The organism is Klebsiella sp. KTE92 (assembly GCF_000398905.1).
In the GTDB taxonomy this organism is placed as follows: Bacteria; Pseudomonadota; Gammaproteobacteria; order Enterobacterales; family Enterobacteriaceae; genus Klebsiella; species Klebsiella variicola.
In genome coordinates this window covers 795,503-807,888 of sequence record NZ_KB976100.1, presented here as the reverse complement: position 1 = coordinate 807,888, position 12,386 = coordinate 795,503, and the positions used below count along the sequence as shown (strand labels likewise).

8 protein-coding genes are annotated in these 12,386 nt (G+C 58.6%); 5 read left to right on the top strand and 3 right to left on the bottom strand.

The genetic code is table 11. The features are described 5' to 3' along the window. Positions 1-81: 81 nt before the first annotated feature. On the bottom strand, positions 82-2,640 hold the full coding sequence (gene mrcB / locus A1WC_RS21215) for a bifunctional glycosyl transferase/transpeptidase (protein ID WP_016160318.1): 2,559 nt from the start codon (positions 2,638-2,640) through the stop codon (positions 82-84). Between the two features lie 587 nt (positions 2,641-3,227). Here mrcB and gspS point away from each other — a divergent pair. Beyond that, the gene (gene gspS / locus A1WC_RS21220; RefSeq protein WP_016160317.1) at positions 3,228-3,602 is read left to right on the top strand and encodes a type II secretion system pilot lipoprotein GspS; all 375 of its coding nucleotides are present in this window, start codon (positions 3,228-3,230) and stop codon (positions 3,600-3,602) included. A gap of 39 nt (positions 3,603-3,641) precedes the next feature. On the opposite strand, the gene gspB is transcribed toward gspS, so the two are convergent. After that, positions 3,642-4,199: a type II secretion system assembly factor GspB gene (gene gspB, locus A1WC_RS21225; RefSeq protein WP_016160316.1), complete on the bottom strand. Its 558-nt coding sequence runs from the start codon at positions 4,197-4,199 to the stop codon at positions 3,642-3,644. A 256-nt stretch (positions 4,200-4,455) separates the two neighbouring features. Further along, complete coding sequence (gene pulA, locus A1WC_RS21230) at positions 4,456-7,764, bottom strand: pullulanase-type alpha-1,6-glucosidase (protein WP_016160315.1); 3,309 nt, start codon at positions 7,762-7,764, stop codon at positions 4,456-4,458. Positions 7,765-7,948: 184 nt separating this feature from the next. Here pulA and A1WC_RS27785 point away from each other — a divergent pair, with 184 nt between their 5' ends. From A1WC_RS27785 to gspE, 4 genes are read left to right on the top strand one after another with little or no spacing between them, the layout of a single operon-like run. After that, positions 7,949-8,086 carry a hypothetical protein gene (locus A1WC_RS27785; protein WP_004219434.1) on the top strand — a complete coding sequence of 46 codons (138 nt, stop codon included), beginning with the start codon at positions 7,949-7,951 and terminating at the stop codon, positions 8,084-8,086. Further along, positions 8,071-8,913, top strand: coding sequence for a type II secretion system protein GspC (gspC, locus tag A1WC_RS21235; protein WP_016160314.1), 843 nt, complete (start codon positions 8,071-8,073; stop codon positions 8,911-8,913). Before A1WC_RS27785 ends, gspC begins: the two co-directional genes overlap by 16 nt. 9 nt (positions 8,914-8,922) lie before the next feature. After that, positions 8,923-10,896 (top strand): GspD family T2SS secretin variant PulD, encoded by a 1,974-nt coding sequence (gene pulD / locus A1WC_RS21240; RefSeq protein WP_162493344.1) that lies wholly within the window; start codon positions 8,923-8,925, stop codon positions 10,894-10,896. Further along, a complete protein-coding gene (gspE, locus tag A1WC_RS21245; protein WP_016160313.1) occupies positions 10,893-12,386 on the top strand; it encodes a type II secretion system ATPase GspE in 1,494 nt (497 codons plus the stop codon). The genes pulD and gspE overlap by 4 nt, the downstream gene beginning before the upstream one ends.

Genomic DNA, 12,386 nt, shown 5'->3' with positions numbered 1-12,386 from the left:
TAAAGAGGCGTTAACTTTTTTACAGGTATAAAAAAACCCCTTAATACTTTCGTATTAAGGGGTCGGGTTGTGCGGCCAAAATCAGTTACTGCCGAACATATCCTTGATCCAGCCCGCGACGCCGTCGCTCTTCTCCTGCTGCTTCGGCTGTTGCTGCTGTTGCTGCTGCTGTTGCTGCTGCGGCTGCTGTTGCCCGGACTGATTAAACGGGTTGTTCGCTTCCTGCTGCTGCAACTGCTGCTGCTGCATCATCTCGCCCTGGCGGCACAGCGCATCCGGCTGCGTCGTCCAGACCGGCAGCGAACGGACGCCACCGCTGCAGACGAGGTTGCCGTTGCTGTCCACGCCCATGTCGACCACGTCTTCCGGCGCCGTCAACGCCAGCGGCGTCGGCGTCTGGTTCGCCAGATAGCGCTGGTAAATCGACATCGCGCCGCTGGCGCCGTACAGTTTGGTCGGCTGGTTGTTGTCGCGGCCCACCCAGGTGATGGTCACCTGGCTACCGTCGATGCCGGCGAACCAGGTATCGACGTTATTGTTGGTGGTCCCGGTTTTTCCCGCCAGATGCAGGCCCGGATACTTCGCGCCCAGCTGACGCCCCGTGCCGCGCTGCACCACCTGCTGCATGGTCCACAGCGTCATGTAGGCCGCCTGGGCAGGCACGGCGCGTTCCGCCTGCGGGTAGCTCTGGTAGAGCACCGTGCCATCTTCCGCAATCACTGACCGCAGGGCGGACAGCGGCGCACGGTTGCCGCCGCTGGCAATCGTCTGGAAGGCCTGCGCCACTTCAATCGGCGTCAGGTTCAGCGCACCCAGCAGCATCGCCGGCACCGCGTTGAGCTGATTCTTCGGCGCCCCCAGTTTAGTCCAGGTATCGACGACCGCCGGCAAGCCCAGCGCCATCCCGAGGTTAACCGTCGGGACGTTCATCGAGCGGGTCAAGGCATCCACCAGCATCACCTGGCCGCTGAAGCGACGATCGTCGTTCTGCGGGGACCACGTCTGGCCGTTGGACAGGCGAATGGTCACCGGCGCATCGGCGATCCAGGTGTTCAGGCGATACTGATTGGGCTGGCTCAGCGCGGTCAGATAGGTCGCCGGCTTGGCCAGAGAACCAATCGACCGGCGGGCCTGCATCGCGCGGTTGTAGCCGGCGAACTGCGGCTCCGCGCCGCCGACCATCGCCCGCACTTCACCGGTAAAGCGGTCCACCACCACCATGGCGGTTTCCAGATCTGCCAGCTTGCGCTGTTTCTTCAGTACCGGGATCCCTTCAGTAGCCGCTTTTTCCGCCGCATCCTGCGCCACCGAGTCGAAGGTGGTGAAGATCTTCACGCCGGAGAGATCTTTCACTTTATCGCCCAGCTTCGCCTGCAGCTCCTGACGAACCATCTGCATAAAGGCCGGCTGAGGTGAAATCACCCCGCCGCGCGGCTGCACGCCCAGCGGACGCGCGCTCAGCATATCGTACAGCTCCTGGTCGATAACCTGCTGCTGCTGCAGCAGACGCAGCACCAGATTGCGTCGCTCAAGGGCCAGTTTCGGGTTGCGCCACGGGTTATACACCGACGCCCCTTTCACCATCCCCACCAGCAGCGCCTGCTGATCGAGGCTCAGCTCTTCCACCGGACGGCCAAAGTAGTACAGGCTGGCCAGCGGGAAGCCGCGAATTTCATTATCGCCGCTCTGGCCGAGGTACACCTCGTTCATATACAGCTCAAGGATGCGATCCTTGCTGTAGCGGGCATCGACGATCAGCGCCATATACGCTTCGTTGGCTTTACGCCAGTAGGAGCGCTCGCTGGAGAGGAACAGGTTTTTCACCAGCTGCTGGGTCAGGGTACTCGCCCCCTGCACCGTACGACCTGCCGTCAGGTTCGCCAGCACCGCGCGGCCGATGGAATACAGGCTGATACCATCGTGCTCGTAGAAGTGGCGGTCTTCGGTCGCCAGCAGCGTATCCACCAGCAGATCCGGGAAGCCACTGCGCTTCACGAACAGGCGCTGCTCACCGTTCGGCGACTGCAGCATGGTAATAAGACGCGGATCGAGACGGAAGAAACCGAACTGGCGGTTATTATCCATATTCTCGATGGTCTCCAGATGGTCGCCATCGAAGGTCAGACGCGCGCGCACCTGCCCTTCTTTACTGTCCGGGAAATCGAACGGACGACGGATCATCTCGATGCTGTTGGCCTGCACGGTGTATTCGCCCGGGCGCGTCATCGCGCTGACCTGACGATACTGGGTGGCGTTCAGCAGACGCACCATCTCGTTTTTGCTGATCTGCATATCCGGCTCAAGATTCACCATCCGGCCATAAACCGCGGCCGGCAGCTCCCAGACTTTACCGTCAATGCGGCTGCGGATTTTCTGATCGAGGTAGACGCCATAGGCGGCAATCAGCACCGCGAAGACAATCCCCAGCTTGACCAGCAGCCACAGCCAGCGGCGCTTACGACGAGGTTTGCCACCGTTGCCTTTTCCTTTTCTCGGCACCGGTTTCTCATCCTCATAATCATCGTCATCATACTCGTCGTCGTAGTCCTCTTCCCGGACCCGGCGACGGGTAACTTTTTGTTTTGTCGGACGTGAGGGTCTCCCCTTACGTCCGATAGGCTCGCGGTCATCTCCCGCCATGCTTTTTCTCCGCAACGTTCAGGCGCAAGGGCCTGATTCTCAATACTTCCCCTGCACAGAGGAAGAAGAAATCTCTCAAATTAACGTCCAGGCTGCTTATCCTTCGGACGACAACCTGCTGGCAGGCAGGACATGCCGCCAGCCTTTCATGAGGTTGGTTTGCTTCGTTTTACATGATATTAACAATAAAAATTCACCATAAAATCATTATGTTAAACGCATCATCAGCAGAAATGGTCAGAACATAGCACGTAATGTTCAGGGCATACAGGATAGCACTAAAATGCGACATTCTTAACCAGCATTTTACCGCCTGCGCACGTAACAAGATGGGAAAGAGTATGTTTTTTAATAACATAAAAAATGACGCTCGCCCTGATGCCAAATGCGGCGGCATCGCCTCACACCGAAAATATATTTCCCGAACGACAACATTTATTATTGAGAGAAGTAAAGGGAATTAATCGAGTTTCTGCCAATAAAAATGAGAGCCTGTTAACATTTATGCAGAATAATATTTTATGATGACACCAGGAAAATCTTTGTTAAACTAGCGGCCAGTGATTCATTATTTTGATTACTTTACTATGCGCATTCCGCTTATATTTTCGCTTTGCGTGGTCGCCGTGCTCTCTGGCTGCCAACAGAAACCCGCCTCAACGCTCAGCCCGGCCATCAGCAGCCAGGCGCAGCTGGAGCAGCTCTCGTCGGTAGCAGCCGGGACGCGCTATCTCAAGAATAAATGTAATCGTAGCGATCTGCCCGCCGATGAAACGATATATCGGGCAGCGGTGAATGTCGGCAAAGCGCGCGGGTGGGGATATATTGACGTGGCGACGTTAAGCCAAAATAGCGACCGGCTTTATCAACAACTTTTGCAGGACAGCACTCCGGAAGCCACACAGTGTAGTCAATTTAATCGCCAGCTCGCTCCCTTTATTGCCAGCTTGCGCAGCGACTAAACAAAATATTCTCAACGCGCATTTTATTGCGCGTAGCCCTTATTCCCCTTTCGGCTCCTCGTCAATTTTCCCGCCTGGCCAGTCATCCAGCGCCGCCAGGGTAAATGTTGTGCCGTTGAAGCTAAAGATCGTCACATCCTGCTGGATCTGCTCCACCACCAGATTGGGCAGCGGGGAATCACCCTCCGACCACGCTTTGCCGTTTAACACAATGCTGCGCTTTTCCGGTAGCGAGGCATAGACATGGGCGCTGTAGCGCAGGGGCGGCAGCGTATCGCTGTCCACTACCGGCGCCGCAGGCGCGCTGGGTTTTACCGCCGACGGCGGGTTTTTTGGCGCGGTCTCCCCGGCAGCGGTTAACGGCAAAAGCGCCGCATGAGCCACCGGCAGAGGCAGCGTTTGCGGCGGTGACGGATGGCGCCACTGCTCGCCGCCAAACCAGCCGAGCGCGATAAATAATCCGGCGTACAGCGGGATAATCCAGCCGGGGACCTGCACCATCCGGCCACGGCTCACCGGCGCGTCTGCCTGCGCGGACGGCGGCTGATGCGCCACCAGAGGCGGGATGCCTCTTTCACTATCATCACGAACAATCACAACCGTCTCCTGTTCCCTCACGGTGCAGAGAAGGCGCCCTTACGGGCGCCCCAGACTGCTGACAAAGTGCATTCTTCAGAGATTGCCCGGCGGCGCTACGCTAGTGCGGGCCGACAGATAACCGCATAACTGTTTGATATTGCAGTCTTTCGTAGGCCGGGTAAGGCGTAAGCCGCCACCCGGCAGAAAGGCGAGCACAATAACGAAACAGGTTTGTCATCAGCCAGAGGCGCCCTTACGGGCGCCCCACGTTATGTTATTTACTGCTCACCGGCAGGCCAGCGCCCTGCGATTCCCCCTGTGGCAGCTCGAGAACCGCTACCGACCAGGCCGGCAGCGTGACCGAGCCGTCAGCGGCAACTTGCACGCCGCTCGCCAGCGAACGGTCGCCTGCCGCCTGCTGGATGGCGCTCAGCTGCAGCGATGTGCCGGCGAAGTCCTGCAGCGTCCGGCTTTCCGGTGCGGCGTTGATCGCCACCACGATGCCGTCGACACGGCTGTCCAGACTGGCGCCAGCCTGCATCCCATCATCGATGGTCATCACCAGCAGACCCGTCTGCTGATCGGCGCCGGTGTTGCGGAAGTCCACGCGCTTCATCACCGTCGCGCCGTCACCGAGGGTAAACAGCGGAGACGATTTACGCAGCGCGGTCAGCTCCTGATAAAACGCGGTCATCTGCTTGAGCTCCGTTTCACCCGGAGTAGCCACCGCGTCTTTCACCCGGGCGATAATGTCATAGTTGCTGCCATCATCGCTGCTGCGCGGCATACCCACGTTGTAGTTGTTGTCCTGCAGGGAGTAATCCACGCGGTTAAACCAGTCACCGGAATCATACGAATCGCGGGTAAAAGATTTAGAGCGCAGCAGCTCTGAGCCCTGCTGGTCAAAGGCGATCCCCTGGCCGAGCATCACCGTCGCCAGCGACACCGCCTGCATCCGGACGCGGGTATCGAGATCCGCCTCCTGAGCAGCTTTATAGCTGATCATGTCCCACAGCGTTTGGTTGTCGTGTTTTGACACATAATTCACGACTTCCGTCGGGTCAGCCGCATAGCCGCCAGGCGCGCCGTTATAGTCAATCTCGCTGCCTTTCTTCACCGCGCCGTCTTTGTCGATCAGCACGAAGTCCGCGAGGTTACCGGCCATGCCCAGACGGGTCAGATCGGCGAGGTGGCGCGCCTGATCGTCGGTCATGCTGGTCAGCTCATTTGGCTGAACGCCGGCGCCGCTGCCCACCCCCTGATTCTGGCGCAATGCATCGCCGGAATCGAACGGCCCGCCACCGCGCACGGCGTCGCGCAGACGATCGGAGAACGTGCCGATCCCGGTGCCTTTCAGATTGATTTGCGAGGCAATTTCAAAGCGATCGCTCTGGTTGGAATCCCAACCTTCACCAAAGAAATAAATGTCCGGGTTCAGCGCTTTAATGCGCTCCCAGGCCGAGAGGATCTGCGCTTTCGGATGATAGCCCATCAGGTCGAAGCGGAAGCCATCGATCTTATAATCGGTGGTCCATACCGCCAGTGAATCGGCGATAAGCTTGGCGAACATCCGGTGCTCTGGCGCCGAGTCGGAGCAACAGGTGGCCGATTCCACGCTGCCGGTGGTTTCATTCAGGCGCTGATAGTACCAGGGGACGATCTTATCCAGCACCGAGGTGCGGTCGGTCGGGCCGGCGGCGTTGGTGTGGTTGTACACCACGTCCATAATGACGTTCATTCCCAGATCCTGCTTGATCGCCTGAATCATGGTGCGGAACTCTTTAATGCGCGCCGTGCCTTCCGGATCGGTGGCGTAGGATCCTTCCGGCACCGTGTAGTGGAACGGATCGTAGCCCCAGTTATAGGAGTCGGTCTGCGCCACCAGCGTATTCAACGCCTGCACCTGCGGGTTATCCTTGCTGTCGTTCTGCTTCAGCTGGGTCAGCACCTCTTCGACCGTCGAACCGCTGTCGCAATAGCCCGCGAACTCGCTGCTCTTCACCGCGCTGTTGATCTCGCACAGGCGACTGAACGGCTGCTGAATATCGGCGACTTTGTCGCTGAACTCATTGACCGTCGCCAGATCGAAGACCGGCAGCAGCTCAATATGGGTCACCCCCGAGGCCGACAGCTGTTTCAGATGCTGGACCATATTGCTCTCCTGGGCGGTGAGCGCCAGATACTTACCGCGCAGTTCGGCGGGAACGGTTTGATCCCAGGCAGAGAGATCGCGAATATGCGACTCGTGGATCGTCATTTTCGCCAGGTCGGCTTTGGTTTTCTGCGCGTGCGGCATCGTCAGCCCGTCCCAGCCTTCCGGCTTCAGCGCGCTGTCGTTGAGATCGACCACCTGGCTGTACTCCGAGTTGGTCGACAAACTATGGGCGTAGGGATCGGTCACTTCGTACTGCTCGACTTTACGCGACTGCGGGTGGTAGACGGTCATCGCGTAGCGGTAGAACGCGCCCTTCAGGTCGCTCCCGCCCTGCCAGGACCAGGCGCCGGAGGCGCTGTCGCGGGTCATCGGATGGCTGGCCACCACCTTCTTGTCGGCGCTGTAGACCACCAGCTCAACCTGCTGCGCCGTGGGCGCCCAGACGCGGAAGGTCACGCCGCTATCAGTTAGCTGGGCGCCATAGCTCAGCGCCTCGGCGGCAGCGGCATAGGTATCGTCCAGCACGCCGGCGGTCTGCACCTGGGTGGCGGAGCTCAGGATCCCGTCGCTTTCGGCGGATATCGCCACCGTCTCGCCCTGCAGCAATTCATCGACGTTGACATCATCCGGCAGCTTAAAGGCAGGATAGCTGGCGAGATGCGGGAAGCGCATGCTCACCTGCTGACTGACGGTGGTGGGGGTCAGCTTGACATATTTATCGGTAAATTCGCCGTTACTGTCGGCGGCCACCTTACTGCTGTGGCTGTAATAGAGGCGCACAATGGGTTTATTTTCGCCGCCCGGCCACAGCAGGGTGGTTTTATCGACCCAGTGCGCATCGGCCAGCGCCACGCCAAAGGCGGCGCGGAAGGCGTCGGCGCGGGAGTCATAGACCGCGCTGTTGCCAGCGATGACCGATACCGTGCGATCGGTGAAATCGCCAAAAGAGACGCGCAGGTCGCTGTCGATAAGCTTATTGGTGCCATCGCGGACGATAACGTTGATACATCCGCTCTCTTTAGTCAGCGGGATCACCCAGTAAGGGCCATATTTGTCGCTGCCGGTCGGCGTAGTGCTGACATCATTCCAGTCCGCCACCGGCGCGCTCAGCGCATCACAGGTTTCGTTATTCCATAGATAGAGGTTTTTAGTCGCATAGTCGGCCGGCGTGCTGCTGGTGATGCCGGCGATATCGACAAGGTGAATGACAGCCTGGTTGGCGGAAGCCTGCGCCGCTTCGCCAGGGACGGCAACGTCCGGTAAGCGGACGACCACATCCTGCGGGTCGGGCGTACCGGGCGTGCCTGGGTTGCCAGGATTGCCTGGTGAACCCGGTGAGCCAGAGGGTGAAGAGGAAGAGCTGTTATCACAGCCACTCAATAATACTAACGATCCAAGAAATAGGGCATGACAGGTATATCTGAGCATTCGATAGTCCCTAATATGCTTATTAAATTATAAAAGGTAAGAAAGGATGAATATCTTTACAGCGCGCTAATTAGATATTTTTGCTTTCTGGGGCGCAATCATCCCCCACAAATGAGAGGGGGGCGTAGGAAGCCGGGGGAGTAAATCAATAAAGGGAATGACGACCCGAAACCGCAAACTGATTATGATTCGCCACGCTTATCGCCACTCTCCGGCAATAAATAATTCAAAAGCCAATAATCACCTACCTGTTTCGGTAGGGTATTACGCCAACGTGCAGAAAAATAAATTAGCAAAGGAATTAAAATGCCAGTTTCTGTGATGGGGTTAACAAATATAAATAAAGGGATAATTAAATTATTACCACAAATTGTGACGCTCATCATATTAATAACCGCTATCCCCCAGCTGGCGAAATTAACCTGGCGCGTGGTATTCCCTGTGAGTCCTGAGGATATTTCCGCCCTGCCATTAACCGCTTCTCCAATGGCGGAGTCGGAATTAAAAACCGAACGGCCCGTATTTACCCTGTTTGGTCTGGCGGCAAAAAACAACCCCGCGCCAACGGATGCAACCCACCTCAATCAGGTGCCGGTTTCCAGCCTGAAACTACGCCTTACGGGTCTGCTCGCCAGCAGTAACCCGGCACGATCCATCGCCATTATAGAAAAAGGAAATCAGCAGGTTAGCCTTAGCGCCGGCGATACTATCCCGGGGTATGATGCGCGGATCGTCGCCATTCTTCCCGACCGGATCATCGTTAACTATCAGGGACGCAAAGAGGCTATTTTGTTATTTAACGATACCCGCGCGCCGTCGTCATCGCCCGCTACAGCGGCCACTCCGCCTCTTGTGAAGCAACTCCGCGAACAGCCGCAAAATATCCTCACTTATTTATCTATTTCGCCGGTGCTCAGTGGCGACAAACTGCAGGGCTATCGCCTTAATCCAGGCAAAGACGCCTCGCTATTTCGTCAGTCCGGCCTGCAGGAAAATGATTTAGCCATTGCCCTAAATGGCATTGATTTACGCGATCAGGCGCAAGCACAGCAGGCGCTGCAACACCTGAATGAACAGACCGAAATAACGCTGACCGTTGAGCGAGAAGGTCAACGACACGATATCGCTTTCGCGCTGGGGGATGAATAATTGCCAACCATAAAACGACTGCGGAAAATGCTGACTGTGCTGCTGATATTAACGCCGCTGCTATTTCGTCCGGCCATCGCAGAAGAATTTTCCGCCAGCTTTAAAGGCACCGATATCCAGGAATTTATCAATACCGTCAGCAAAAACCTGAATAAAACGGTGATTATCGATCCCAGCGTGCGCGGCACCATTACCGTACGCAGTTACGATATGCTCAATGAAGAGCAATATTATCAATTCTTCCTTAGCGTGCTGGATGTGTATGGCTTCGCCGTGATCAATATGAATAACGGCGTACTGAAGGTGGTGCGGGCTAAAGATGCGAAAACCTCGGCCGTCCCGGTCGCCAGCGAGGCAGCACCGGGCGAAGGCGATGAAGTGGTCACCCGGGTGGTGCCCCTGACCAACGTCGCCGCACGCGATCTCGCCCCGCTGCTTCGCCAGCTGAACGATAACGCCGGCGCCGGCAGCGTGGTCCATTATGAGCCCTCCAACGTATTGCTGATGACCGGCCGCGCAGCGGTCATCAAACGCCTGCTGACCATTGTCGAGCGCGTCGACAACGCCGGGGATCGCAGCGTGGTGACCGTTCCCCTCTCCTGGGCCTCCGCCGCGGAGGTGGTCAAACTGGTTACCGAGCTCAATAAAGACAGCAGTAAGTCGGCGCTGCCGGGCTCGATGGTGGCGAACGTGGTGGCCGATGAGCGCACCAACGCGGTACTGGTCAGCGGCGAGCCGAACTCGCGCCAGCGCATTATCGCCATGATCAAACAGCTCGACCGCCAGCAGGCGGTGCAGGGCAACACCAAAGTGATCTACCTGAAGTACGCCAAAGCCGCCGATCTGGTGGAGGTCCTCACCGGGATCAGCAGCTCACTGCAGAACGATAAGCAAAGCGCCAAACCGGTGGCCGCGATCGACAAAAATATCATTATCAAAGCCCACGGCCAGACCAACGCCCTGATCGTCACCGCGGCGCCGGACGTGATGAACGATCTTGAGCGAGTGATCGCCCAGCTCGATATCCGCCGCCCGCAGGTGCTGGTGGAGGCGATTATCGCCGAAGTGCAGGATGCCGACGGCCTCAACCTCGGTATCCAGTGGGCCAATAAAAATGCCGGCATGACCCAGTTCACCAACAGCGGGCTGCCGATCTCCACGGTTATCGCTGGCGCCAACCAATACAACAAAGACGGTACCGTCAGCAGCTCGCTGGCCAGCGCTCTGGGCTCGTTTAACGGTATCGCCGCCGGCTTCTATCAGGGGAACTGGGCGATGCTGCTCACCGCCCTCTCCAGCAGTACCAAGAACGATATTCTGGCCACCCCCAGCATAGTGACCCTCGACAACATGCAAGCCACCTTTAACGTCGGCCAGGAAGTTCCGGTATTAACCGGCTCGCAAACCACCTCCGGCGACAACATCTTTAATACCGTCGAGCGCAAAACCGTCGGCATTAAGCTGAAGGTGAAACCGCAGATTAACGAAGGCGATGCCGTGCTGCTGGAGATTGAGCAGGAGGTATCGAGCGTCGCCGACTCGGCCTCCAGCACCAGTAGCGATCTCGGCGCGACCTTCAATACCCGGACGGTGAATAACGCCGTGCTGGTCGGCAGCGGTGAAACGGTGGTGGTTGGCGGGCTGCTGGATAAAAGCGTCACCGATACCGCCGACAAAGTGCCGCTGCTCGGCGACATCCCGGTGATCGGCGCCCTGTTCCGCTCCGAGAGCAAGAAAGTGTCGAAACGCAACCTGATGCTGTTTATCCGTCCGACCATCATTCGCGATCGTGATGAGTACCGTCAGGCCTCTTCCGGCCAGTACACCGCATTCGACAATGCGCAAACCAAACAGCGGGGCAAAGACAGCAGCGAAGCGACACTCAGTAATGACCTGCTGCACATCTATCCAAAGCAGGAGACCCAGGCCTTCCGCCAGGTCAGCGCCGCCATTGACGCCTTTAACCTCGGAGGCCGCCCATGACGCCAGCCGCCGAACGCCGTCCGCTGCTGCCCTTTGCCTGGGCCCGCGCGCATCATCTTGTGCTGCTCAGCGACGGCGAACGCTGCGAAGCGCTGTGCCGCTCCGATACCGCCGCCCGGGCGCTGCTGGAAGCGCGTCGCCTGGCGGACGGACCGATGAGCGTCAGCCGTCTGGCGCCGGACGCGTTCGAGAAAGTTCTGGTGCTCAGCTATCAGCGCGACTCGGCGGAAGCGCACCGCATGATGGCCGATATCGGCAATGAGCTCGACCTCTATACCCTCGCCGAAGAGCTACCGGACAGCGACGATCTGCTCGACAGCGAGGACGACGCGCCGATCATCCGCCTGATCAACGCCATGCTCACCGAGGCCATCAAAGAGAAAGCCTCGGATATTCATATCGAAACCTATGAGCGCCATCTGCAGATCCGCTTTCGCGTCGACGGCGTGCTGCGCGAAATTCTGCGCCCGCAGCGGCGGCTGGCCGCGCTGTTAATTTCGCGTATCAAGGTGATGGCCAGCCTGGATATTGCTGAAAAACGGATCCCTCAGGATGGGCGGATGGCGCTGCGCATCGGCGGGCGGGCGATCGACGTGCGCGTCTCCACCCTGCCCTCCAGCCACGGCGAACGCGTCGTCCTGCGCCTGCTGGACAAAAACAGCGTCAACCTGGATCTGCTGACGCTGGGCATGCCCCCCGCTCTGCTCGATCGGGTCGACGCGCTGATCGCCCGGCCACACGGCATTATTCTGGTCACCGGGCCGACCGGGTCGGGGAAAAGCACTACCCTGTATGCCGCCCTCAGCCGCCTCGACGCCCACGAACGCAATATCATGACCATTGAAGATCCGGTGGAGTATGAGCTGGAGGGCATCGGCCAGACTCAGGTCAACGCCAAAGTCGATATGACTTTCGCCCGCGGCCTGCGCGCCATACTGCGCCAGGATCCGGATGTGGTACTGGTGGGGGAAATCCGCGATGGCGAAACCGCCCAGATCGCCGTCCAGGCCTCGCTGACCGGACACCTGGTGCTGTCGACCCTGCACACCAACAGCGCGCTGGGCGCCATTTCCCGTCTGCAGGATATGGGCGTGGAGCCTTTTTTACTCTCCACGTCGCTGCTGGCGGTGATGTCGCAGCGGCTGGTGCGCCAACTTTGCCCGCACTGCCGTCAGCCCACGCAGGCGGATGCCGACACCGCCCGGCAGATGGCGGTCCCGGTCGGCGCGCGGCTGTGGCAGCCCAAAGGCTGTCCGGAGTGTAATTTCATCGGCTATCGCGGACGCACCGGTATTCATGAACTGCTGCTGGTTGACGACCGCATCCGCGCCGCCATCCACCGCGGCGAGAATGAGATCACCCTGATCCAGCAGCTGGGGCCAGCCTGGCAAACCCTGCGCCATGCCGGACGCGACAAAGCGCTGGCGGGGATCACCAGCTGGGAAGAGGTGATGCGGGTCACCGAACAGCAAACGACGGAAAGCGTCTGA